General features: G+C 71.5%; 17 protein-coding genes. 7 read left to right on the top strand and 10 right to left on the bottom strand.

Annotation, left to right across the window (positions count from 1 at the left end):
• Positions 1 to 245: 245 nt before the first annotated feature.
• Genes QBJ89_RS11610 through QBJ89_RS11600 form a run of 3 tightly spaced genes read right to left on the bottom strand, consistent with a single transcriptional unit; the run spans position 246 to position 4,042 of the window.
• Complete coding sequence (locus tag QBJ89_RS11610; RefSeq protein WP_277980659.1) at positions 246 to 2,021, bottom strand: heparinase II/III family protein; 1,776 nt, start codon at positions 2,019 to 2,021, stop codon at positions 246 to 248.
• A gap of 4 nt (positions 2,022 to 2,025) precedes the next feature.
• On the bottom strand, positions 2,026 to 2,688 hold the full coding sequence (gene rpe / locus QBJ89_RS11605; protein WP_277980658.1) for a ribulose-phosphate 3-epimerase: 663 nt from the start codon (positions 2,686 to 2,688) through the stop codon (positions 2,026 to 2,028).
• A gap of 31 nt (positions 2,689 to 2,719) precedes the next feature.
• Positions 2,720 to 4,042 carry an RsmB/NOP family class I SAM-dependent RNA methyltransferase gene (locus QBJ89_RS11600; protein ID WP_277980684.1) on the bottom strand — a complete coding sequence of 441 codons (1,323 nt, stop codon included), beginning with the start codon at positions 4,040 to 4,042 and terminating at the stop codon, positions 2,720 to 2,722.
• A gap of 87 nt (positions 4,043 to 4,129) precedes the next feature.
• Between QBJ89_RS11600 and QBJ89_RS11595 the strand changes: the two genes are divergently transcribed.
• Positions 4,130 to 4,291 carry a DUF1674 domain-containing protein gene (locus QBJ89_RS11595; protein ID WP_277980657.1) on the top strand — a complete coding sequence of 54 codons (162 nt, stop codon included), beginning with the start codon at positions 4,130 to 4,132 and terminating at the stop codon, positions 4,289 to 4,291.
• A 9-nt stretch (positions 4,292 to 4,300) separates the two neighbouring features.
• Here the strand turns inward: QBJ89_RS11595 and QBJ89_RS11590 are convergent, their stop codons facing one another.
• Together QBJ89_RS11590 and QBJ89_RS11585 are read right to left on the bottom strand one after the other, a co-directional pair.
• Positions 4,301 to 6,367 (bottom strand): TonB-dependent receptor, encoded by a 2,067-nt coding sequence (locus tag QBJ89_RS11590; protein ID WP_277980656.1) that lies wholly within the window; start codon positions 6,365 to 6,367, stop codon positions 4,301 to 4,303.
• A 122-nt stretch (positions 6,368 to 6,489) separates the two neighbouring features.
• Complete coding sequence (locus QBJ89_RS11585; RefSeq protein ID WP_277980655.1) at positions 6,490 to 7,884, bottom strand: alpha-L-fucosidase; 1,395 nt, start codon at positions 7,882 to 7,884, stop codon at positions 6,490 to 6,492.
• Positions 7,885 to 8,187: 303 nt separating this feature from the next.
• Here QBJ89_RS11585 and QBJ89_RS11580 point away from each other — a divergent pair, with 303 nt between their 5' ends.
• Complete coding sequence (locus tag QBJ89_RS11580) at positions 8,188 to 10,311, top strand: TonB-dependent receptor (RefSeq protein WP_277980654.1); 2,124 nt, start codon at positions 8,188 to 8,190, stop codon at positions 10,309 to 10,311.
• Positions 10,311 to 11,408: a PepSY-associated TM helix domain-containing protein gene (locus QBJ89_RS11575; protein ID WP_277980653.1), complete on the top strand. Its 1,098-nt coding sequence runs from the start codon at positions 10,311 to 10,313 to the stop codon at positions 11,406 to 11,408. The genes QBJ89_RS11580 and QBJ89_RS11575 overlap by 1 nt, the downstream gene beginning before the upstream one ends.
• Before the next feature lie 191 nt (positions 11,409 to 11,599).
• Here QBJ89_RS11575 and QBJ89_RS11570 read toward each other — a convergent pair whose 3' ends face one another.
• The 3 genes from QBJ89_RS11570 to QBJ89_RS11560 form a co-directional block, all read right to left on the bottom strand.
• Positions 11,600 to 13,078 carry a UxaA family hydrolase gene (locus QBJ89_RS11570; RefSeq protein ID WP_277980652.1) on the bottom strand — a complete coding sequence of 493 codons (1,479 nt, stop codon included), beginning with the start codon at positions 13,076 to 13,078 and terminating at the stop codon, positions 11,600 to 11,602.
• Between the two features lie 184 nt (positions 13,079 to 13,262).
• Entirely contained in the window at positions 13,263 to 14,294 is a 1,032-nt protein-coding gene (locus QBJ89_RS11565; RefSeq protein WP_277980651.1) for a ferritin-like domain-containing protein, read from the bottom strand.
• An 11-nt stretch (positions 14,295 to 14,305) separates the two neighbouring features.
• A complete protein-coding gene (locus QBJ89_RS11560; RefSeq protein ID WP_277980650.1) occupies positions 14,306 to 15,289 on the bottom strand; it encodes a ferritin-like domain-containing protein in 984 nt (327 codons plus the stop codon).
• Between the two features lie 320 nt (positions 15,290 to 15,609).
• Between QBJ89_RS11560 and QBJ89_RS11555 the strand changes: the two genes are divergently transcribed.
• Both QBJ89_RS11555 and QBJ89_RS11550 read left to right on the top strand, forming a co-directional pair.
• Positions 15,610 to 17,343, top strand: coding sequence for a GMC oxidoreductase (locus QBJ89_RS11555; protein WP_277980649.1), 1,734 nt, complete (start codon positions 15,610 to 15,612; stop codon positions 17,341 to 17,343).
• On the top strand, positions 17,340 to 18,044 hold the full coding sequence (locus QBJ89_RS11550; protein WP_277980648.1) for a gluconate 2-dehydrogenase subunit 3 family protein: 705 nt from the start codon (positions 17,340 to 17,342) through the stop codon (positions 18,042 to 18,044). The genes QBJ89_RS11555 and QBJ89_RS11550 overlap by 4 nt, the downstream gene beginning before the upstream one ends.
• A gap of 100 nt (positions 18,045 to 18,144) precedes the next feature.
• Here the strand turns inward: QBJ89_RS11550 and QBJ89_RS11545 are convergent, their stop codons facing one another.
• The gene (locus QBJ89_RS11545; RefSeq protein WP_277980647.1) at positions 18,145 to 19,353 is read right to left on the bottom strand and encodes an LL-diaminopimelate aminotransferase; all 1,209 of its coding nucleotides are present in this window, start codon (positions 19,351 to 19,353) and stop codon (positions 18,145 to 18,147) included.
• 138 nt (positions 19,354 to 19,491) lie between these two features.
• Here QBJ89_RS11545 and QBJ89_RS11540 point away from each other — a divergent pair, with 138 nt between their 5' ends.
• Positions 19,492 to 21,171 (top strand): PHA/PHB synthase family protein, encoded by a 1,680-nt coding sequence (locus tag QBJ89_RS11540; protein ID WP_277980646.1) that lies wholly within the window; start codon positions 19,492 to 19,494, stop codon positions 21,169 to 21,171.
• Positions 21,172 to 21,204: 33 nt separating this feature from the next.
• On the opposite strand, the gene QBJ89_RS11535 is transcribed toward QBJ89_RS11540, so the two are convergent.
• Positions 21,205 to 22,509 (bottom strand): PQQ-dependent sugar dehydrogenase, encoded by a 1,305-nt coding sequence (locus tag QBJ89_RS11535; protein ID WP_277980645.1) that lies wholly within the window; start codon positions 22,507 to 22,509, stop codon positions 21,205 to 21,207.
• A gap of 122 nt (positions 22,510 to 22,631) precedes the next feature.
• On the opposite strand from QBJ89_RS11535, the gene QBJ89_RS11530 reads away from it, so the two are divergent.
• Positions 22,632 to 24,137, top strand: a complete 1,506-nt coding sequence (locus tag QBJ89_RS11530; protein ID WP_277980644.1) for an HWE histidine kinase domain-containing protein — start codon at positions 22,632 to 22,634, stop codon at positions 24,135 to 24,137.
• The last annotated feature ends 22 nt before the right edge of the window (positions 24,138 to 24,159 follow it).

Raw genomic sequence — 24,159 nt, 5'->3', positions numbered from 1 at the left:
CTGCTCGACCAGATTGACGTGGAAGAGCCCCTCCCCTTCAGGGGAGGGGTCGGGGCGGGGCGCATCCGCGAACGCCGCGCCAGCGGAGAGGCCCACCCCAGCCCTCCCCTGAAGGGGAGGGAATTTGGTGAGATCAGCGCTAGGTTACCCGCAGCAGTCTGGCGTGCCGCTTAGCGAAGTTCCGCTTTGAAGAACCTCGCCCGACCGTCCGGCCGACAGCCGATCCGAGCGGCCGCCCTCGACCCCTACCGCGCCCGACGCAGCACCCAGGCGATCGTCGCGCCGCCCGCGGGGGCGAGCGAGTCGATCACGATCTGCCTGGTCGGGATCAGCCGGCCGTGCGGGTCGCTCCACACGCTGTCCTCCACCGTCAGCCGGTCGGCGCGTGCGCGCAGCTGCCAGAAGGCGCCCGACGGGGTGCGCAGCATCGCCGCCTGCGCGTCCGCGGTGGCGACCGCGTCGACCCCGGGGCCGAGGTGGAAGCGCAACGCCAGCGGGGTCATCGCGCCCTCGACACGGCGGCCCCAGCGCGCCGGCTGCGGCGCGGGCAGCACCGCGTCCTCGCCGCGCAGCTCGCCGCCGTCCGCGGTGAGCAGTAGCGTGCGCTGGTGGACGAAGCCGAAGCGCCGCGCATAGCCGTCGTGGCGGGCCTCGATCCTGCTTCCCACGTCCGACTCCTGCCGCGCCAGCTCCACCGCGGTGACGCCGCGGCCCAGTGTGCCGTCGGGGTTGAGCGCGGTCGAGTTGGTGTCGGCGATCACCAGCGTCGAGTGCGCCGCGGTGGTGCGCAGCGCCTGCGCCATCGCGTCGTTGCCGCGCGCGCGGGCGTGGCCGGCGCCGCCGCAGCTCACGATCAGCCGCTCCGCGCCGTCGGAGAATTCCAGCGCCAGCGTCGCGGCACAGCCGCCGTCGGGCACTACGGCGGCGGGGGGCGGGGCGGCATCCACCAGCAGCACCGCGCTGCCAGCGCTCAGCCGCTGATAACCCCAGTCGCGCGACTGGCGCAAAGGTCGACCGAACGCGCCGCTCGCCTGCAAGGCGTCGTTGATCCGCGTGGCGTCGAGCGGCAGGCCGCCCTGCCAGCTGGCGAGGCCGCCGTCGCCCATCGCGCTGCCGAGCAGCGCCGGCGTCGCGCGCGTCAGCGTGGCCGCGAGCGCCTCAGGCAGCGGCTCGCGGCGCGCATCATAGAGCGCGCGCAGCAGCGCGATCGTCTCCAGCACCGCTAGCAGCTGCGCCGGCGAGCGGCTGATCACGCCGCCGTCGTCGCTCAGCGCGCCCGCGAGCGCGCGCGTCAAGCCGTCCTCGCCGACGCTGCGCCGCGTCTCGCCGCCAGGCAGCAGCAGCCCCGCGGCGACCACGCCGGCCCAGGCGAGAACGCGCAGCGCCCCGGCCGGCGCCTTGTCCGCGGTGCGATCGAGGTGACGCGCGCCGCGCGCGATCGCGGTGAGCACGCGCGAGCGCGCCACCAGGTTGCTCGTTGAGAGCAGCAGCGGGGCGTGGAACAACAGCATCAACAGACGCCGCGCCGCAATGTCGGGGCGCCATGCCGGTTCGGTCGGGCGCTCGCCGTGCGCCATCAGCCAGCGCTGCGCCAGCGTCTCGGCCACGATCGCGGCGCGCTCGCGCTCGCCGGTTGCGGCGAGGTCGCGCAGCCAGGCGAAGCCGTGGAGATAGTCGGTGAAGCCCGGCCGCGCCGTGGCGAGCGGGTCGAGCTCGGCGATGGCGCGCTGCTCGCCCGCGGCGAACAGCCAGCCCTCGAGCAGCGCCTCGCCCGCCAGCTCGTCGCCGGGGAAGGGATCGACCGGCACCGCGAGCAGCTTGGGCGGGTGCTGCCCATCGAGCCGGCGGTCGTGCAGCGGGGTGCGCCAGGTCAGCCGCTCGAACCAGCGCACCACCTGCTGCGCCAGCGGCGCGCCGGTCGCCGGGGCGGCGCGCACCAGCCGCTTGCCCGGTTCGATCTCGTCGTGATGCGCCTTTCCCCCGCGCGCCTCGGGGCCGCGACCGCGTCCGTCCGTGCTCATCGTGTCAGTCGCCCCGCAGCGCGCGGATGTTGGCGGCGTAGCAGTCGGGCCCACCGCGGAAGGTGGCGGTGCCGGCGACCAGCGCGTCGGCCCCGGCGTCGATCGCGCGGCGCGCGGTGTCCGGGTCGATCCCGCCGTCGACCTCGAGGTCGATCGCGCGGCCGGTCGAGTCGATCATCTTGCGGATCGCGGCGATCTTGCGAAGCTGACTGTCGATGAAATGCTGCCCGCCGAACCCGGGATTGACGCTCATCACCAGTACCAGGTCGACCATGTCGATGAGATAGTCGAGCATCTTGGCGGGGGTGGCGGGGTTGAGCACGACGCCGGCGCGCTTGCCCAGCGCCTTGACGTGCTGGATCGTGCGATGGACGTGCGGCCCCGCCTCAGGATGGACCGTGATCGTGTCGGCGCCGGCCTCGGCGAAGGCGTCGAGATAGGCGTCCACGGGCGAGATCATCAGATGGACGTCGAACGGCTTGGCGGTGTGCGGGCGCAGCGCCTTGACCACGGCGGGGCCGATCGAGATGTTGGGGACGAAATGGCCGTCCATCACGTCGATGTGGATCCAGTCGGCACCCGCGGCGTCGATCGCGCGCACCTCTTCGCCCAGCCGAGCGAAGTCGGCGGAGAGGATCGACGGGGCGATGCGCACGGGTCTGGTCATGCGCGCCGAGGTAGCGCGATGCGGCGCCGGGTTAAAGCCGCGTGAGCCGCGCGACGAAGAAGCCGTCGCACCCGCCTACCGCCTCGACCGTTCCCGACAGGGTCCGGATCCAGCCATCGTGCGTCGTAGCAACACCTTGCGGCAGCTCACCTTCGGTCGGCGGTGCGAGCGCGAAGTCGCCGCGGGCGGCGAGGAAGCGCGTCAGCTGCGCCTCGCCCTCTTCCGGCTCGAGCGAGCAGGTGGCGTAGACCAATGTCCCGCCCGGCGCGACCCAGTCGGCGGCGCGGTCGAGGATGCGCGTCTGCAGCTCGGCCATCTCGGCGATCGTGGCGTCGCCGGCGCGGTAGAGCACGTCGGGGTGGCGGCGGAAAATGCCGGTGGCGCTGCACGGCGCGTCGACCAGCACCGCCTGCGCGGTCGCATCGGGCGTCCAGTCGAGCACGTCCGCAAGCGCGATGTCAAAGGCGAGCCCGGTGCGATCGCGATTGTCGCGAAGTCGCGCCGCGCGACTCTCCGACACGTCGACCGCGGTGACGGCATAGCCCGCAGCGGCGAGCTGGAGCGTCTTGCCGCCCGGCGCGGCGCACAGGTCGAGCGCTCGCGCCCCTGGCGCCGCGCTGGTCGCGAGCAGTCGCGCCGGGATCGAGGCGGCGAGGTCCTGCACCCACCAGGCGCCCTCGGCATAGCCGGGCAGCTCGCTCACCGCGCCGGCACCGGCGGGGAGGCGGACATGGCCGGGCGCGAGGCTGGTGGCGCCGAGCCGCTCGGCCCAATCGGCGGTCGATGCGGAGTCGCGCAGCGTGAGGTCGAGCGGCGGCGGCGCAGCGATCGCGCGCGCCGCGGCGGCCACCGCGTCCTCGCCCCAGTGCGCGCGCCAGCGCTCCGCGACCGCGGGCAGCAGGCTCGGCACCTCGGGCAGCGTCGCCCCGCCGCGCATCAGCGTGCCGAAGACGCCGTGGACCAGTCGCTTGGGGCCGCCGTCGACCAGCGGCAGCACGGTGGCGATGGCGGCGTGCGGCGGCGTGCCCAGCACGAGCGCCTGGACCAACGCGACGCGCAGCACGAAACGCGCCTTGGCGTCGTCGGGCAGGCGCTGGCGCGTCGCCGAGTCGATCAGCGCGTCAAGGTCGGGCAGGCGGCGCAGCGTCTCGGCGGCGATGGCGTGCGCCAATCCACGGTCGGGGCCGCCGGGCAGCGCGCGCGTGGCGAGCGCGAGCGCGGACTCGAGCGGCTCGCCGCGACGGAGCACGGCGTCAAGCAGGCGCAGCGCGGCGCGGCGTGCGGCGGTGCCGAGCGGATCGGGACCGCGGGCGGCGCGGACAGGCTTGGCCGACGTTGTGGCGGGGCGCGCCATGATCAGCGTGGCGCGCGCGGGTTGAAGCGGGTCATGCCCTCGCATATGTCCTTGTCGACGCGAGCGATCAATCGGAAGGACGTCCGCATGGGCCAGCGCCCTGACCACGTGAAGCCACCGGCGCACCTCAGCCCCAACCCGCCGGTGCCCGCCCCGGAGCCGCTCGACCGGCCCGCGAAGGACCCGCTCGGCCGCGACCCGGTGCGCTACGGCGACTGGGAACGCGACGGGATCGCTATCGACTTCTGACGCGCCTGCTCAGCCGGCGACCCGCAACGTTACCAGCGCGGTCCGCGGCGCCCCCGGCAGGTTGAGCAGCGGCGAGGTGCCGTGCCCGGCGACGATGTAGCGCCTGTCGCCGAGGTTATAGCCGTTGAGCTGGAGCCGGGCCGCACCGACGCGGCACCAGGCCATCGCGTCGGCGGTGACGTAATGCGGTAGCACCGTCGTGTTGGCCGGGTCCGCCCATCGGTCGCCGACATAGTTCAGCCCGCCGCCGACGCCGAACCGGCCGCCCACGTCCTTGGTGACGAACAGGTTGGCCGCGTTGCGCGGGGTGATCGTCGCGCGCTTGCCCGCGAAGGCCGGGTTGGCCGATGCGGTGACGCGCGCGTCGAAATAGGAATAACTGGCGATGGCATGGAGCCCCGCGGCGAGGTCGAGCTGTCCGGAGAGCTCGATCCCGCGCGTGCGCTGCGTTCCGATCGGGATCAGCTTTGTCGGCACGGCCGGGTCGCTACCCTTGATCCCCGTGCGCCGCAGCACGAAGCCCGCGGCCTGGAGCGCGAGCCGACCGCCGAACAGCGTGTATTTGGCGCCGACCTCGCGGTTGATGGTCCGCTCGGGCGCGAGCTCGGCGTTGTTGGCGGCGAGCGCGAAGGTTTCGGCCGAGGGCTGGTAGCTGCGGCTCCACGAGACGTAATAGGATTGCGATGCGTCGGGCTGGAGCACCAATCCGGCGCGCGGGCTCCACGTGCGATCGAGCCGAGCGAGATCAGGCTGCCCGGGCAGCAGCTGGCGCGTGCGCTGCGTGAACCAGTCGTGCCGCGCGCCGACCAGCGCCTTCACGCCGTAGCCGAGGTCGGCGAGATCCTGGAGGTACAGCGCCTGGGTCTCGAGCGTCGTGCTGGTGCGCGCGCTCAGCGCGGTGAAGTTGCGATCGTCCACCACCGGCAGCACCGGATCGAACAGCGCGGTGCGCGCGACGACGCGCTGCGCGTAGGTGGTGGCGTCCTTGAGCTGGCGTGCCGCCTCATAGCCGTAGAGCAACTGGTGCCGCGTGCCGGCGAGCGCGAGCGTCTGGGTCAGCTCGGCCTGGTTGGACCAGCCCTCCTCGCGCCGGTCGAGCCGGCCGTGGCGCAGCGTGACGGTGAGCGCCTTGGCGTCGACCGAGTCGGGCAGGGTGCTGTGGCGCGCGAGCGCATAGTCATAGTGGCGGAAGCCGTCGCGAAAGAGCAGTCCCTCGGTGAGGGAATGTTCCACGACGACGGTCTGCGACAGCACCTGGCTCTCGGTGGTGTCGGCGTCGCGCGCGTTGGCGGCGCCGTAATAGGTGCGCGGGGACACGTCGACGGGGCGGCCGTAGAGCGCGGGGATGCCGAGGTCCATCAGTCGGCGGTCGCGGACATAATCGGCGACGGCGTAGAGGCTGGTCGACGCGCCCTGCACGAGCAGCGAGGGCGCCAGCGCGACACGGCGCAGGAACTGCTGGTCGCGGAAGCTGCCGCTGTCCTCATAGGCGCCGGTGAGGCGCAGGCCGACCCCGCTCGTCGCGGCGTAGCGGCCGAGGTCCCACTCGGCGCGCTTGCGACCGAAGCTGCCGCCGGTGAGAGTGGCCGAGGTGACGTCCAAGTCGGGCCGCTTGAGCACGCGGTTGATCAGCCCGCCGGACGAGCCGCGCCCGTACAGCACCGCGGCGGGACCCTTGATCACCTCGATCCGCTCGACATTCGAAAGATCGCGGAAGTAGAGGGCGTCGTCGCGGAAGCCGTTGACATACTGGTCGGCAATCGCAGTGAAGCCGCGGATCGTGACCTGGTCGCGCTGGCCGTCGCCGGTGGAAAAGCCAACGCCGGGCACGTTCTTGAGCGCATCCTGCAGCGATAGCGCGCGCTGGTCGCGCAGCACGGCGGCGGGAATGACGGCGATCGACTGCGGCAGCTCGCGCAGCGGCGCCACGGTCTTGGCCGCGGCAGTGTCGGCGGCGCCGTAACCGTCGCGCTTGCCGGTGACGACCACGTCGTCGCCGCCTGGCTCGCCGGCGCGCGCGGTGCCGCTAGCGACGAACAATGGGATAAAGAGCGCGGTCGCCCGTAATGCGTGCATCGATCTTCCCCCATTCACCGCTTTCTTGCGGCGCTGGGAGCTATCGCCACGAATCACTAATGCGTGTCAATCGCAACTATAGGATGGTGGCTCAGTCCGGTGACAAAGGTGAAGCCACCGGCTCAGCGCCGCAGCTGGAGTGCCACCACCTGGTCCCAGGCGTCGCCCAGCGGCGGCAGTCCGGCGAGCTCGATCGCACCATCGCGCGCGGCGATCGTCACCGCCGCGCCGCCGTCGAGCAGCCGCGCCGAGCGCACGTTCGCCGCGAGCGGCAGCCGCACTCGCCCGTTGTGCGCGCGCAGCAGGTGGACGTAGACCGTCTCGCCGCGCTGCGTCGTCACACCATAGTCGCCGGGCGCTACCGGGCCGCCGCGCGTGCCGTAGATGCTCTCGCCGTGGCGCTTCATCCACTCGCCGATGGCGTGGAAGGTGGCGAGGTTCTCGGGCTGGATCTCGCCGTTGGGCATCGGCCCGGTGTTGAGCAGGAAATTGGCGTTGCGCCCGGCCGCGCCGACCAACGTGCGCACCAGCGTCTCGGGCGACTTGTACTTGTCGTCGACGAGGTTGAAGCCCCAGCTGCCGTTCATCGTCTCGGACATCTCGAGTGGCAGGCGGCCGATCGTCGCTTTGTCGCCGTTGAAGCCCATCGTGTTCTCGCCGGGCAGGTCGCGCTCGAACGTCTGGTAATCCTCGCCCGGGAAGGGAGCGTGGTGATGGTTGTTGACGATCAGCGCGCCCGGCTGGAGCGAATGGATCAGCGCGTAGGTGCGGTCGAGCCGCCAGCGGTCGCGCAGCGCCGTCTTCTCCTGATCCCACCAGCCGTCGAACCAGATCCCGCCGATCGGGCCATATTGCGTCAGCAGCTCGCGCAGCTGGGCGTCCTGATAGTCGAGATACCGCTCCCAGTCGCCCGACTCGGGGCGGCCGGTGGTGTGGCCGGTGCGGCCGCGCGGGTAATAGTCCGGGTTGTGCCAGTCGAGCTGCGAGTAATAGAAGAACAGCTTCACGCCCTGGCGCCGGCACGCCGCGGCGAGCTCGGCGATCGGGTCGCGCTTGAAGGGCGTCGCGTCGACGACGTTGTAGCGTGACACCTTGCTGCCGAACATGGCGAAGCCGTCATGGTGCTTGCTGGTGATGACGATGTAGCGCGCGCCGGCGTCCTTGAAGGAGCGCACCCAGGCGTCGGCGTCGAACCGGGTCGGGTTGAAGAAATGCGCGAGCCGCTCGTATTTTGCGGCGGGGATCTTATTCTCCTGCATGATCCACTCGGCCAGCCCGGGCGAGCCGCTGCCCCCCAGCTCGCTGTACAGACCCCAGTGAAGGAACACGCCGAACTTGGCGTCCTGGAACCAGGTCCGCGCGGCGAGATTGGCGGCGGCGGGCGTGTAGGTCGACGCGGTGGGCAGCTCAGCCGATTGAGCGGGGGTGATCTGAGCGGCCGCGCCGATCGGTGATCCCAGCGCCGCCATCACTGCCGCGGCGATGACCGCGCCAAGGCCCTTCGAACCCCATGCCATAACCGGCTCCCTCTCCGACGTGTCCGCCTTTGCGACCAGCGTAGCACAGCGATGCAGCGGCGCCAGTGACCGCCGCACACAATCGATGGTGCGCCCTAATGCGATCGACTTGCATTAGCTTGATGCGACGTCTATCGCGGGCTGAGGGATCGTCGGCCCGGCCGTCGTCTGTTTTCTCGCGGACGCGGGAACCCGGAGCCAAGCAGAGCCACAAGCGGTGGCGCTCAGGGCTGCTGGGCTTCCGCATGCGCGGGAGAACATGAGGAGAATGGCCGAACACCCGATCCGGGGAAGAGGACGAGAATGCGGATCAGCTGGGGAGTGTTGGCGGGCCTATGCGCCTCGGGCGCGAGCGCGCAGCTGCCCGGCGAGCCGGCGCGCGCCGATGACGCGCGCGGCGAGGTGGTCGTCACCGCGGCGCGCACCGTCCTCCCCGCGAGCGCGCTGCCGCTGACCGTCGACGTGATCGATCGAGAGACCTTGTCGCGGCAGGTCGCGGTGTCGGGCTCGGTGGTCGACGCGGTGTCGGCGCTGCTCCCCGCTTTCTCGCCGACGCGCGAGAAGATCACCGGCGTCGGCGAGACGCTGCGCGGCCGCTCGCCGCTCTACGCGATCAACGGCATCCCGCAGACCACGCCGATCCGCGACGGCGCGCGCGACGGCTATACGATCGATCCCTTCTTCATCGACCGCGTCGAGGTGATCTACGGCTCGAACGCGCTCCAGGGGATCGGCGCCACCGGCGGCGTGGTCAACCAGGTGACGGTGCGCGCGCCCGGGCGCGACGGCTGGAGCGGGCGCGCCCTGGTGCAGGGCAATGCGGGAAACGATCTCTCGGGCGAGTCGCTCGGCGGCAAGCTCGGCGCGCTGGTCAATTATCGCGCCGGCCGCGTCGACGCGACCGCGGGCGCGGCGTTCGAGCGGCGTGGCGCCTTCCTCGACGGGCGCGGACGCCGGGTCGGCTATGACGGCAACCAGAGCGAGATTCAGGACACCGACACGCTCTCCTTCTTCGCGCGCGCCGGCGTCGCGCTGAGCGACAGCGCGCGGCTGGAGGTGGTGGCGAGCCGCTTCCACCTCGAGGGGCGCGACCATTACGTCCCGGTGGAGGGCAATCGTGCGCTGGGGATCCCGGCGACGACGCGGCGCGGCTCGACGCCGGGGCAGCCCTCCACCGGCGTTGCGCAGATGGTCTCGGCCTCGCTCACCGACCGCGACCTGGGGGGCGGCGCCTTCACGCTGCAGGGCTTCTACAACCGCACCAGCGACACCTTCGGCGGCGGCGTGCTGGCGACCTTTCAAGACGCCGCGATCGCGCCCGTCGGCACGCTCTTCGACCAGTCGCGCAACGTCTCGCGCAAGCTCGGCGGCAAGGTGAGCTACGAGCGTGCTATGCCCGGCTGGGAGGCGCTGACGCTCACCGCCGGTTTCGACGCACTGGTCGACCGCACCGCGCAGACGCTGGTGCAGACGAAGCGCGAATGGGTGCCGCAGACCGACTTCCGCAGCCTCGCGCCGTTCGCGCAGGGCAACCTGAAGCTGGCGGACGGGCTGGTGCGGCTCGCCGGCGGCGTGCGCTACGAGAATGTCAGGCTCGACGTGCCCGATTACACCACGCTGGCGACCTCGGGCGCGCGTCGCGTCACCGGCGGCTCGCCCGCGTTCGAGCGCGCCCTGTGGAACGGCGGCGTCGTGCTCGAGCCTACCGCGGGCATCCGCGCCTATGCCAGCTACGCCGAGGGCTATACGATCGCCGACATCGGCCGCGTGCTGCGGGCGGTGAACCAGCCGAACGTGCGGATCGACGACTTCCTCGATCTCACCCCGGTTATCTCGAACAACCGTGAGGTCGGCGTCGAGCTCAAGCGCGGCCCGCTCACCGCGAGCAGCACCTATTATCGCTCGTCGAGCGAGGCGGGCTCGGTGCTGGTGCGAGGCGAGGACGGCATCTTCAATGTGGTGCGCCAGCCGATCGACATCGAAGGGCTGGAGATCAACCTCGACACGCTCACGCCGCTTCCGGGGCTTAACGTCGCGCTCGGCTACAGCCACGTCACCGGCCGGGCCGACACGAACGGCGACGGCCGGCTCGACGCCGACCTCGACGGCGCCAACATCTCGCCCGACCGGCTCAATCTCAGCGCCGACTATCGTGCCGGGCGCTTCAGCGCGCGGGTGCAGGGACGCTTTTACCTGTCGCGCCGCTTCCAGGGCCAGCCGATCGCAAACGACTTCAGCGGATACCGCCTGTTCGACGCCTATCTCGCCTATGACGCGCCGGTCGGCCGGCTGATGCTGAGCGGGCAGAACCTCGGCAACACTGATTACGTCACTTATTACAGCGACACCCAGGGGCCGACCGACAATGCGCGCTTCTATACCGGGCGCGGGCGCAACGCGACGCTGAGCTGGCAGGCGAGTTTCTGATGCGCGCGCTGACGCTGCTGCACCGCTGGGTCGGCGCGATCGTCGGCGCGCTGCTCGCGCTGCTCGGCGCAACCGGCGCGCTGCTGGTGTGGCGCGACCGGTTGACGTTCGTGCCGCACGCCGGCGACGCGGTGTCGCGCGACCCGGCGGCGCTGGCGCGCGTGCTCGACATGCTTGCGGCGGGCGCGCGACCGCTCGATCGCGTGACGCTCGCGGGGGAAGGACTAGGCGTGCACCAGGTCGTGTTCCGCGACGGCGGTGGCGCCTATCTGAGCCAGAGCGGCGAGGTGGTGGCGCGCTGGTCGAGCGCGTGGCAGCGGCCCGAGCTGCTGCTGTTCGACCTCCACCACCGGCTGCTGCTCGGCGAGGCAGGCGAGACGGTGAACGGCGTCGCGGCGCTGGTCGGGCTGGTGCTGGTGGTGAGCGGCGTGGTGCTGTGGTGGCGCACGCGCGCGCGCTTCCGCCCGCGGCTGTGGCCGGCGCGGATGACCTCGGGCGCGATCGTCCACCATCACCGGGACCTCGGCGTGCTGACCGCACCGCTGCTCGCAGTGTCCCTGCTCACCGGCACGATGATGGCGCTGCCGACGGTGGAGCGGCTGCTGCTGGCGCCGCTAGGCGCGAGCGATCGGGCGCAGCCGCCCAAGTTGGCGACGACCGTTGCGCCGACGGCGGCGCCTATGCGCTTCGCCCCGCTGCTCGCGGCGGCGACGCGACGCTTCCGCGGAGCGGAACTGCAGCGGGTGCAATGGCCGCGCGGCACGGGCGCGCCGCTGGCGCTGCGGCTGCGACAGCCGTTCGAATGGACGCCGAACGGGCGCACCTTCGTCTACGCCGACCCGGCGACGCTCGCGATCGTCGGCGTCGCCGACCCCACGGCCGGCGGGGCGCACGAGCGCATGCGCGAGAAGCTTTACCCGCTTCACGCGGCCAAGGTCGGCGGTCTGGCGTGGAAGCTGGCGATCACCGCCTCGGGGCTGGCGCTGGCGCTACTCGGCAGCCTCGCGGTCTATGGCTTCTGGACTACGCGTGCGCGGGTGAGCGCGGCGCGGCGGGGGAGGCGTGCGGCGGTGGCGGGCAAGCGGATCGCCTTGTAGATCCTCAGCGGGCTCCGGCTGATCCTCCACTGTAAGGGGAGGTGGCCGGCCGCAGGCCTGACGGAGCGGTGACTCGGGCAGCGAGCGTCAATTGACTCACGATTGGGGACACTCCTCCGTCAGCGCTGACGCGCGGACACCTCCCCACGCAGGGGAGGACTGGTAAGAACGTCAGGCGAGTAGAGCTCCCCTCACAGCGTCACGCCGCGCTTCCAGATCGCGATCTCGCGCTCGCCGTTGCGCTCGGCCGCGGTGGACTCGCCCGAGGCGATCGCGACGATGCGCGCCAGCAGCGCGTCGGCGGTGGCGTCGAAGCCGCGCTCCAGCACCGCGCCCGCGTCGAAGTCGATCCAGCCCGGCTTGCGCGTCGCCAAGCCACTGTTCGAGGCGATCTTCACCGTCGGCACGGGGAAGCCGAGCGGGGTGCCGCGCCCGGTGGTGAACAGGATCACCGTCGCGCCCGCGGCGGCCAGCGCGGTCGAGGACACCGCGTCGTTGCCCGGGGCCTCGAGCAGCGTCAGCCCGCGCGTGCGCGCCGCCGCGCCATAGCCGATCACGTCGCTGATCGGCCCGCGCCCGGCCTTCTGCACCGCGCCGAGCGACTTCTCCTCCAGCGTGGTGATCCCGCCCGCAACATTGCCGGGCGAGGGATTCTCCGAGACCGTCTCGCCATGGTCGAGGAAGTAGCGCTTGAAGCCGTTGACCAGCCCGGTGATGCCGTCGAACACGCGCACGTCGCTGGCGCGATCCATCAGCGCCTGCTCGGCACCGAAGATCTCGGGGATCTCGGTGAAGACCACGCTGCCGTCCGCCGCGACGACGCGGTCGCTGATGCGGCCGACCAGCGGGTTGGCGGTGAGCCCCGACAGACCGTCCGAGCCGCCGCACTTGACGCCGAGCACCAGCTCGCCGAGCGCGCAGGGCGTGCGCGTCGCGCGCGCCGCCTCGGCCAACTCGGCGACGATCGCGACGCCGTCCTCCACCTCGTCTGCGCTCGCCTGCGCGGTGAGCGCGCGCACCTGGCCGCGTGCCGCGGGCGGGATCGCCTCGATCAGCGCGGCGACCTGGTTCTCCTCGCAGCCGAGCCCGACGATCAGTACCCCGCCCGCGTTGGGATGCGCTGCCAGCGCGGCGAGGATCGCGCGCGTCCCGCCCAGGTCCTGCCCGAGCTGCGAGCAGCCGTGCGGGTGGGTGAAGGCGTGGACGCCGTCGACCGCGTCGCCGACCAGCGCGGCGGCGCGCGTCGCGATCCGCTCGGCGGTGCGGGCAACGCAGCCGACCGTCGGCAGCACCCAGATCTCGTTGCGTGTCGCCACGCGTCCGTCAGCGCGGCGATAGCCGAGAAAGCTCGCTGGCGCCGGGCGCTCCAGCGTCGCCGGCGACGCGGGCGCGTAGTGGTAGTCGAGCGTGGCGTCGAGCGCGGTGGCGAGGTTGTGCGAGTGGACGTGCTCGCCCGGCCGGATCGGCGCCGTGGCATGGCCGATCGGATAGCCGAATTTGAACACGGCCTCGCCCGGCGCGACCGCGGCGACCGCGACCTTGTGCCCGCGCGCCACGTCCTGCGCGAGCGTCAGCGTCGCGCCAGCGAGCGCGAGGGTCTCGCCCGCGCGCGCATCGTCTAGCAGGGTGGCGACGCTGTCGCCGGGCGCGATCTTGAGGGCGCTGGCCATGTCATCTCCGGGGTCCGGACCAATGGCTTAGCCCTAGCGCATGATCCGTCCGGTTTGAACCGCCGCGTTCGAACCGGCATTGTGCTCCTGCGCACGCAGGAGCCCAGGGCCAGGAGCGCTGTTTATGCCGCCCTGGGCTCCGGCGTTCGCCGTAGCACGGCGGAAGACGCGCGCGTCGCCGCGCTCAACCGCCCGCCCCGCTCGTCAGGAGCGTGCCGTTAAGCCCGGCGGGGAAGAAGCCGCCGCCCGTCACCGCAGCGCTGCTCTGGAAGACGACGTTCAGCACTTGCGCCGCGCTGCGCCCCAGCACCAGCCCATCGCTGTCGGTCGGCACGACATTGGCGGCCGTCGCCGTGCCGATGTCCTGGTCGGTCTCGCCGGCGCCGTCGAGCGAGTCGCGCAGCGCCGAGATCTGGCTCACCCGCGTGTAAATGCTCGGCACGGTCAGCCCACGGCGCCACAGCTCGGCGCGGATCGTCGCGTCATGGTAGCATTCGGCCGCGAGGATGCCCGCGCTCGCCTCGAGATAGGTCTTGTTGGTGAGCAGCTTCGCAGCACCACGATAAGCGCTGACGCCGACGTCGGTGAGCAGGTAGGCGCCGATCAGGAAGCTCTCATCGTTGGCATAAGGGTCGAAGATGTCGCCCGCGCCGATCACCCCCGCGGCGCGCGCCGCCGCGGTGAAGGCGCCGACAGCGGTGGTGCCCGCGACGTCCACGATCGCACTGCCCGAGATGTTGATCGCGGGCTGCGCCACGCGCGCGCTGCCCAGCGTCTCGCGCAGGAAGCGGATGTGGCCGATCTCGTCGGCGGCGATCTCGCGCGCGTATTCGGCAACGACGTCGTCGCTGAAGTCGACCGCGCGCGCCGCGCCGGCGCCGCTGCCGGTCACCACCGCGCCCTGCGTGCCCATGCCGGTGAGCAGCGCGCCGTCGACGCCGCTGCCCGACACTGCATAAGCGTAATAGGCACCCTCGAGATATTCGAGCTGGAGCGCGAAGTTGAGTACTGTGACGTCGGTAATCGCGCCGCTTGGCGTCGGCGTGGGTGAGGGCGTCGGCGAGGAGCCGCCGTTGTCGTCGCCGCAGCCCGACAGCAAAGCCAGCCCACCCGTCATCGCTGCGGCACCGCCGCACAGCCGGATGAAGCCGCGCCGCGCCTGGCGCTGCTGCTCGGCGCGCTCCATGAGGTCGAGGAACTCGATTGGGTCGCTCATCGCCGTGCTCCTCAGTTCGCGCCGGAGCGACGCAGCGCTGCATTGGCATTGTTGGTCCCCGCCGGGAAGAAGCCGCCCGCGCTGACCTGCTGCTTGGTGAGATAGGCGATGTTGTGGACCTGCTCGACGGTGCGGCCGAACACCAGGCCGCGCCCGTCGGTGGGGACGACATTGGCGGCGCGGCCGTAGATCGAGGTGACCGGGGAGATGCCCTGGTCGTCGTCGTCGACGCGACGCGGCGGGCCGTCCGACTCGTCGTCGCCGTCGAGGTCGTCGCGCGCGTCCGAGATCTTGTCCGCCTTCTCTCGCAGGTCGTCGACGTCGACGCCGCGGCGGTAGAGTGCGCTGCGGATCAGCCCGGCGTGGAACGCCTCGGCGGCGAGCAGCCCGGCCGCGGCGTCGACGATCGCGACGTCGCTCAGCAGCGGCGCGGCACCCTTGTAGGCGGTGACGCCGACGTCCTCGAACAGATAGGCGGCGAGCAGGAAATTGTCGTCATTCGCGTAAGGGTCGAAGACGCCGCCACTGGCGTCGAGGTCGATGTCGGCGGCCTTGGCAGCGGCGGTGAAGACCGCGGTCGAGAGGTCGATCGCGGGCTGCGCCACCGCGGCGCTGCCGAGCACGCGGCGCAGCACGGCGACGTGCGCGACCTCGTCGGCGGCGATCTCGCGCGCGTACTGGATCACCGCGGGGTCGCTCAGCGCGGCGCGGCGCGCGCCGGTCACCGCCCCCTGCGTCTGCGTGCCGCTGAGCTGGTCCGCCGCCAGCCCCGCGCCGGAGACCGCGTAGCTGTAGAATTGCGCCTCGAGATACTCGAGATTGAGCGCGAAGTTGAGGATATCAACGTCGCTCGGCGCGGTCTGCGCGATCGCTTCGCGCGACAGCATCAGCCCGCCCGCGCCCAGCACGGCCGCGGTCGCCGCGCCGCGGAAGAAGGCGCGGCGCTCGTCGCGGCGGCGCGCATGCGCCTCGATCAGTCTCTCGCCCGCCGCCATCCCGCGCTCCCCGTTCACCGACGCGGCGCGATGCCGGCCGCAGGAGGGATACGAGGGGGCGGCGAAAAGGATGCGTCAGGGCCGGAACGATCGCGTTCTGACCAGGCGCAGCGATGGTTGCCGCCCCGTGCGCGGCCGCGCAAGAAGCGCTGGCGATTGACCCGCAGCGCGCCGAGTACGCCAGGCGCATCGGCCTGGGGTGATGCCCTACCCGGCTGACAACGCGCGCCGCCCTCGCTGATCCCGCCGCGATCAGGGGATTGCGCTGACTGCCTCGACCTTTAGGAAGGGCGGCGAGCGTGGGTGGAGTGGGAGAGATCATGTCGACACAAGCCCGAGCGGCGGGCGCCGCACCGGTGCGCGCGGGCGCGATCGACGCGCCCGCCGACGTGATCATCGTCGGATCGGGTGCCGCCGGCGCGATGGCGGCGCACAGCCTCACCAAATCGGGGCTACGCTGCCTGATGCTCGAGGCCGGGCGCGACTATGACCCCAAGGCCGAGGTCAACATGTTCGCGCCCGAGAGCGACGCGCCGCTGCGCGGTGCCTCCACGCCGGACAAGCCGTTCGGCTATTTCGACGCCACCGTGGGCGGCGGCTGGGAGGTCGAGGGAGAGCCCTATACCTCGCGGCCGGGCAGTGACTTTCGCTGGTACCGCCCGCGCATGCTGGGCGGCCGCACCAACCACTGGGGCCGCCACTCGCCGCGCTGGGGCCCGTACGACTTCAAGCCTTATTCGCGCGACAAGCTCGGGGTCGACTGGCCGATCGGCTACGACGACGTCGCGCCCTATTACGATCGCGTCGAGAAGATGATCGGCGTCAACGGCGGCAAGCTCGGGCTGGAGAACCACCCCGACTCGCCCGACGGCTGTCTGCTGCCGCCGCCCAAGCCGCGCGTCACCGAGATGATGATCAAGGCCGCGGCGGAGAGCATCGGCATCCCGGTGCGCGCGGCGCACACCGCGGTGCTCACGCGCGACATGCCCGACGACGTCGCGCCGCGCAGCGCCTGCTTCAACGCGACTCCGTGTACGCGCGGCTGCACCATCGGCGCGATGTTCCAGACCACCACTTCGCTGCTGCCGCAGGCGAGCGCGACCGGGCGGCTGCGCGTTGTCACCGACGCGATGGTGGCGCGCGTGCTGACGGGGGCGAACGGCCGCGCGACGGGGGTAGAGTATGTCGACCGCAAGACCGGGCAGCGCCACCAAGTGAGCGCGCGCGCGGTGGTGCTGGCGGCGGGCACCGGCGAGACGGCGCGGCTGCTGCTCAACTCGGGCACCGACCGGCGCGGTCTGGCCAACGGTTCGGGCGAGCTGGGGCGCAATCTCACCGATTCCACCGGCGCCTCGTTCAGCGCCTATATCCCGAAGCTCGCCGGGCGTCCGCGCTACAATGAGGACGGAATCGGCGGGCAGCACATCTACATCCCCTTCTGGCAGTACAAGGAGCAGGCGCGCGGCGAGCTCGACTTCGCGCGCGGCTATCATTTCGAGATCGGCGGCCGCTTCGACATCCCGCCGCCCGCGACGCTGCCGCGCGCTTATGGCAGCGCGCTGCGCCAGGCGGTGCGCCAGTCCTCGGGCGCGACGCTGCGGCTCACGCTGCGCGGCGAGATGATCCCCAACAAGGACACGTTCTGCGAGATCGACCCGGGCGTGAAGGACAAGTTCGGCATCCCGGTGCTGCGCTTCGCGTTCAAATGGTCGCAGAACGAGGTCAACCAGGTCGCGCACGGGCGCCGCTCCGCGCACGCGGTGTTCGAGCGGCTCGGCGGGACGATCCTCAGCCCCGACCTGCCGGTCGAGCAGATCATGACCGCGGGCGGCGAGATCATTCACGAGCTCGGCACCGCGCGCATGGGGGACAGTCCGCGCCATTCGGTGGTGAACAGCTACGGCGAGGCGTGGGAGGTGCCCAACCTCGTGCTGATGGACGGCGCGGTGTTCGCCTCGGGCGCACACAAGAATCCGACGCTGACCATCCTCGCGCTCGCGCTGCGCAACTCGGAGCGGCTGGCGCAACGGATCAAGACGGGAGCTCTCGCGTGACGCTATCGCGCCGTACCACGCTGCAATGGCTCGCCGCCGCGGCCGCTCTGCCGCTGTTCGAGCCGCCCGCACTGGCGCAGGCCGGTGCCGCCGCGGCCGCGCCGCCGTTCGCGGTGGTCGACTGGCCCGCGCTGCCCGCGGCCAAGCCCGCCCCCGGCTATGGCCGCGACCCCAAGCTGATGGAGCCCAGCGTGCCCTGGCCGCTGACGCTCGACCGCTCGCAGCGCGCCACGCTCGACCTGCTGGGCGACCTCATCCTGCCGCCCGAGGGCGACGCGCCGGGCGCGGGCAAGTTGGGCGTCGCCGCCTTCGTCGACGAGTGGGTCAGCGCGCCCTACCCGGTGCAGCGCGCCGACCGCGAGCGGATCCTGCCCGGGCTCGCCTGGCTCGACGCGCAGAGCCGCGCGCTCGGCGGCCGCTCGTTCGTCGCGCTCGCGCCGGCGCAGCGCACGACGCTGATGGACGCGCTGATGGTGGAAACGCCCGCACCGCGGATGGTCGCGCCGGTCGCCTTCATGGACAAGCTGCGCTACCTCTTCGTCACGGGCTATTACAGTCTGCCCGAGGGCAAGGCCGACATGGGCTATATCGGCGACCAGCCGACCGAGGGGCCGTACCCGGGGCCGACCCCCGAGGCGCTGGCGCATCTCGACCGCGTGCTGGGTGAGCTGAAGCTGTCCCCGGCGGTGGCGCGGAGCTGAGGGGCGCCTTCGTCAGTAGAGGCTTTGACTAGGATGCCGTGCGCCTCTCCCCTCCCCCTCAGGGGAGGGGCTTGCTTCGAAGTCCCGCCCGCACCTCAGCTCACCCCGCCGCCTTGCCCGGCACGTTGACGCCCATGCTCTGCAGGTAGCGCTTCACATTGCGCGCCGCCTGGCGCAGCCGCTGCTCATTCTCGACCAGCGCGATCCGCACGAAGCCCTCGCCGTTCTCGCCATAGCCGACGCCGGGCGCCACCGCGACCTTGGCATGGCTGAGCAGCTGCTTGGAGAATTCCAGGCTGCCGAGATGCGCCAGCGCGGGCGGCAGCGGTGCCCAGGCGAACATCGAGGCGGGCGGAGCGGGCACGTCCCAACCTGCGCGCGCGAAGCTCTCCACCAGCACGTCGCGGCGCTTGTGATAGAGCTGCCGGTTCTTCTCGACGATGTCCTGCGGACCATTGAGCGCGGCGCAGGCCGCCGCCTGGACGGGCGTGAACGCGCCATAGTCGAGGTACGACTTCACCCGCGTCATCGCCGCGATCAGCTTGCGGTTGCCGACTGCGAAGCCGATCCGCCAGCCCGCCATCGAATAGGTCTTGCTGAGGCTGGTGAACTCCACCGCGACGTCGCGCGCGCCCGGCACCTGAAGGATCGAGACGGTCGGCTTGCCGTCATAGTACAGCTCGGAATAGGCGAGGTCGGAGATGACCCACACCTGGTTCTCGCGCGCCCAGGCGACCAGCCGCTCGTAGAAGGCGAGATCGACCGTTTCCGCGGTCGGGTTCGAGGGGTAATTGACCACCAGCACGCTCGGCCGCGGCACGGTGAAGGCCACCGCGCGATCGAGGCTGGCGAAATAATGTTCGTCGGGCGTGGTCGGCACCGCGCGGATCGTCGCGCCCGCGATGATGAACCCGAAGGTGTGGATCGGGTAGCTCGGGTTGGGCGCCAGCACCACGTCGCCCGGCGCGGTGATCGCGGTGGCGAGGCTGGCGAGCCCCTCCTTCGACCCCATCGTCACCACCACCTCGGTCTCGGGGTCGATCTCCACCCCGAAACGGCGGCCGTAGTAATTGGCCTGGGCGCGGCGCAGCCCCGGGATGCCGCGCGACTGCGAGTAGCCGTGCGCGCTCGGCTTCTGCGCCACCTCGATCAATTTGGCGATGACATGCTCGGGCGGTGGCAAGTCGGGATTGCCCATGCCGAGATCGATGATGTCCTCTCCGCCCGCGCGCGCCTGTGCCCGCATCGCATTGACTTCAGCGATGACGTAGGGCGGCAGGCGCTTCATGCGGTAGAATTCATCGGACACGGGCGGGCACTCCTTCACGCTCACCTATATCGCCATTCGCTCCGCACGGCACCCGCCCGGCAGAAAAAGCCTGCGCCTCGGCTTCGCCGCGTCAGGCGCTTGCGCTATGCCGGGCACGCCAACGAGGAGCGACGAGCCGTGAGCGCGACGACCAAGCCGCCGATCCCCGATCTCGCCGAACTCCAGCACTGGACCTGGGTGGCCGGTCGCGCGCAGCAGATGCTGATGGAGGCGGGCGTGCCGCTCGCCGCGCCCGAGAAAGCGGCGGCGCAGGTGCAGGATTTCTGGAGCGACTATCTCGCTTTGTGGCAGCGCGTCGCCATGCCCGACCGCGCGGTCGCGGCGCGGCCCGAGAAGGACCGCCGCTTCGCCGCCGCGGCGTGGCGCGACCATCCGCTGTTCGACTGGATCCGGCAGAGCTACGCGCTGGTCGCCGACCACCTGCTGCGCGGCGTCGATCAGCTCGACGGCGTCGACGAACGGACTCGCGCGCAGCTGCGCTTTGCCGCGCGCGGCTTCGTCGAGGCGATGAGCCCGTCCAACTTCGCGCTGACCAACCCCGAGGTGATCGAGCGCACGATCGCGACGCGCGGCGAGAATCTGCTCACCGGGCTGCAACACCTGCTCGACGACCTGCAGCGCGGGCAGGTGACCCACAGCAAGGAGGGCGCCTTCACGCTGGGTGAAGATCTCGCCACCACGCCCGGGCAGGTGGTCAAGCGGACGCCCTTCTACGAGCTGATCCAATACGCCCCCGCGACCGAGCGGGTGCTGGCCGCGCCGCTGGTGATCTTTCCGCCCTGGATCAACCGCTTCTACATCCTGGACCTGACGCGCGAAAAGAGCTTCGTCCGCTGGGCGGTGGAGCAGGGGGTCACCGTCTTCATCGTCTCGTGGCGCTCGGCCGACGCCGCGATGGCGGACGTGACCTGGGACGATTACGTCGCCGCGCAGCTCGACGCGATCGACACGGTGCGCGCGCTGCTCGACGTGCCCGCGGTCCATAGCATCGGCTATTGCGTCGCGGGGACGACGCTGGCAGCGACGCTGGCGCTGCTCGCCGCCCGGGGCGAGGAGAGCCGCGTCGTCAGTGCCACCTTCCTCACCGCACAGGTGGATTTCAGCCGCGCCGGCGACCTGCTCCATTTCATCGACGACGAGCAGCTCAAGGTCATAGCGGCGCTCAGTCCGCAGGGCTTCCTCGACGGCCGCTATCTCGCGGCGACCTTCAACCTGCTGCGCGGGCGCGACCTGATCTGGAATTATGTCACGCAGAACTATCTGCTCGGCAAGGATCACGTGCCGTTCGACCTGCTTCACTGGAACGGCGACGTCACCAACCTGCCGGCCAAATGGCATCTCGCCTACCTCACCGACCTGTACCGCGACAATCGGCTGGCGAAGGGCGAGATGGTCGTGGCGGGCGTGCCAATCGACCTCGCCCGCGTGACCACGCCGAGCTACGTCCAGGCCGGGCGCGAGGACCATATCGCGCCGGCCGAGAGCGTGTGGAAACTCACCGAGCATTTCCGCGGCCCGCTGCGTTTTGTGCTGGCCGGCTCGGGCCATATCGCGGGCGTGGTCAACCCGCCGGCCGCGGGCAAATACCAGCACTGGATCAACGAGGCGGGCGCGGCGTCGCTGGAGGAGTTCGTCGCCGGCGCGCGCGAGGTGAAGGGCAGCTGGTGGCCCGACTGGGCGGCGTGGCTGCGCGCGCTCGCGCCCGACGAGGTGCCCGCCACCGGCGCGCGCGTGCCGGGCGCTGGCGCGCTGCCCGCGATCGAGCCCGCCCCGGGCAGCTACGTGCGCGCGCGGTGACGCCCTCTCCGCGCGGGGAGAGGGCGATCCGCCTCAGCCCGCCTTCTTCGGGGTGAGCCGCAGCAGCTTGGCCTCGGCGCCGTCCTCGAGCAGCCAGAGCGCACCGTCCGGGCCGCTCACCACCGCGCGGATGCGATTGCCCATGTCCCAGCGCTCCGCCTCGCGCGCCTTGGTACCGTCAAAGGCGATCCGCACCAGCGCGGTCGCCGCCAGCCCGCCGACGAAGGCCGAGCCGCGCCAGTCGGGGAACAACGTGCCGTCGTAGAAGGTCAACCCCGCCGGCGCGATCACCGGGTTCCAGTAGAGCGCGGGCTCGGCCATGTCAGGCCGCGTGGTTGGGCTGGGGATCGGCACGTCGTCGTAGTTCGAGCCGTACGACACCAAGGGCCAGCCATAGTTCTTGCCCGGCTCGATCAGGTTGAGCTCGTCCCCGCCCTTGGGGCCCATCTCAACCGACCACAGGCGGCCCTGCGAGTCGAAGGCGAGGCCATAGGGATTGCGGTGCCCGCTGCTCCACGTCTCCGCCGGCGTCAGGTTGGGCGCCGGCACGGTGACCTGCCGGCCCTTCGCCTTGGCCGCCGCGACGGTGTTCTCGGGCGGGTCGATCAGCGACAGCGTGGTGGCGCCGGTCTTTCCCTCGCCGGGATTGCCGGGCGCGGGCTTGCCGTCGAGCGTCAGGCGCAGGATCTTGCCCACGGGCTGGTCGGGGTCCTGCGCCGGGGTCATGCGCTGGCGATCGCCCGCGGCAAGGAACAGGTGCTGGCCATCGGGCGCGAAGGCGATATAGGCGCCGAACTGGCCGCCCTGGCCGCGCGGCAGCTGGCGCCAGATCACCTTGAGCCCCGTCAGCGCGGGCGCCGCCGCGGCCGGGTCGATCGTCGCGCGCGCCAACGCGAGCGCGTCCCCGCCGGTGCCCGGCTCGCTGTAGCTGATGTACACCGCATGATCGGTGGCGAAGTGCGGCGACACCGCAACGTCGAGCAGGCCGCCCTGGCCGTCGTCGTGGACCTTGGGCACGCCGCTCAATTTGGTCTTCTTGCCGTCGGCGGTGACGAGCCAGATCTGCCCCGGCTTTTCCGTCACCAGCATGCGCCGGTCGGGTAGGAAGGCGAGCGCCCAGGGCTGGTCGAAGGTCGCCACGGTGGCGCTGTCGAACGGCTTGGCCGCGGCGGGCTTGGCGTTGCCGTAATTGACGGGAGCGGCCGCGGTGGTAGGCGCGCCGCTGCTCGGGGCGGCGGCGCTCTGCTGCTGCTGCTGGTTGCCGGCCGGGGCGGTCGTGCCGCCGCATCCCGCCAAGGCCGCGGAAATCGTCGTGAAGGCCAATAGATTCCGCAGCATAGATCCTCTTTCTTATCCCGGGTCGTGCGCGACCTTTAGTGGCGCCGCCAGCGCTCGCCTAGGCGGCATCGTGCTGCCGCGCGGCAGGCTGCGCCGAGTTGCTGTAGGGGAAGGACTAATCTATGCTAGCCAGCATCTTGGACGATCCTTCCCGCGCCTCCCCACCGCTGCTCCCGCGTGAGCCAGACGCCGCGGTCCGCGCGGCGGTGGCCGCCTTCGCCGCGCGCCTGGCGCAGGGCGATCCCTGGGTCGCGGCGTTCGACGAGTCGATCACCCCGATGGCGATCAGCGACCCGACGTTGCCGGACAACCCGCTGCTCTACGTCAACCGCGCGTTCGAGGCGCTGACCGGCTTCACCGCGGCCGAGCTGGTCGGCCGCAACTGCCGCTTCATGCAGGGTCCGCTGACCGACCCTGCCGAGGTGACGCGGCTGCGCGGGGCGATCGCGCGGTGCGAGCGGATCGAGGTCGACCTGCTCAACCATCGTCGCGACGGCGCGCCCTTCTGGAACCGGCTGACCGTCGCGCCGGTGCATGATGCGGGCGGGGCACTGCGCTACTTCGTCTCGTCACAGCTTGACGTCACGCTTGAGCGCCACCGGCTCACGCGGTTGCAGCAGGACCGCGAGCAGCTCGCCGCCGAGGTGGCCGAGCGCGACGCCGCGCTAGCGGAGCGCGAGGAGCGGCTGCAACTGGCGCTGCGCGCGGGCGGGCTCGGTACCTTCTCGGTCGATCCGACAACGGGCGCGATCACCTCCTCGGCGAGCTGCAAGGCCAATTTCGGTCGCGTATCCGACGAGGATGTCACGCTCGACGAGTTGATCGCCGCGGTCCACCCGATCGACCGCGATCGCGTCGTGGCCGCCTTGGCCTCCACGCTGGAGCGCGGCGCGGCCTATGACATCGAGTATCGCGTGCTCACCCCGGCGGGCGAGCAGCGTTGGATCGCGGTCCATGCCGAAATGCAATATCGCGCCGACGGCACGCCGCTGGCGATGGTGGGCTTCACCACCAACATCTCCGATCGCAAGTTCGCCGAGGAGCATCGCGCGATGCTGGCGCGCGAGCTGACGCATCGGGTGAAGAACATCCTCGCCACGGTCGGCGCGGTGGTAAGCCAGACGCTGCGCGACGCCCCCTCGCTGCCGGCGGCGCGCGGCGCAGTGGCGGGGCGGATTGCCAGTCTCGGCGCCGCGCACGAGCTGCTGGTCCACGACGAGGTCGAGGGCGCGGCGATTGGCGACATCGTCGAGCGCGTGCTCGCGCCCTTCGCGGACCGCGACGGGCGCCGCTTCGACGCGGGGGGACCCCCGATCCGGCTCAGTCCCGAGATCACGCTGGCGCTGTCGATGGCGCTGCACGAGCTCGCCACCAACGCGATCAAGTACGGCGCGCTGTCGGTGCCCGAGGGACGGGTGACGATCCGCTGGGCGCTGGCGACCGACGACGGCGCGCGCCGACTCCGCTTCTCCTGGATCGAGCAGGGCGGTCCGGCGGTGACCGCGCCGACGCGCACCGGCTTCGGCTCGCGCATGATCGAGCGGGTGCTGGCGCCGCATGTCAGCGGGCGGGTGGCGGTCGCCTACCCGCCGGAGGGGGCGCGTTTCGAGGTTGAGGCGCCGGTGTAGGGGCGGGGGTGTATGGCCTCGG

Origin of the sequence: Sphingomonas phyllosphaerae (assembly GCF_029623345.1) — a bacterium.
Classification (GTDB): Bacteria; Pseudomonadota; Alphaproteobacteria; order Sphingomonadales; family Sphingomonadaceae; genus Sphingomonas; species Sphingomonas phyllosphaerae_C.
Note: the sequence above shows the minus strand (reverse complement) of the source record. Positions and strands in the feature narration are given on the sequence as shown.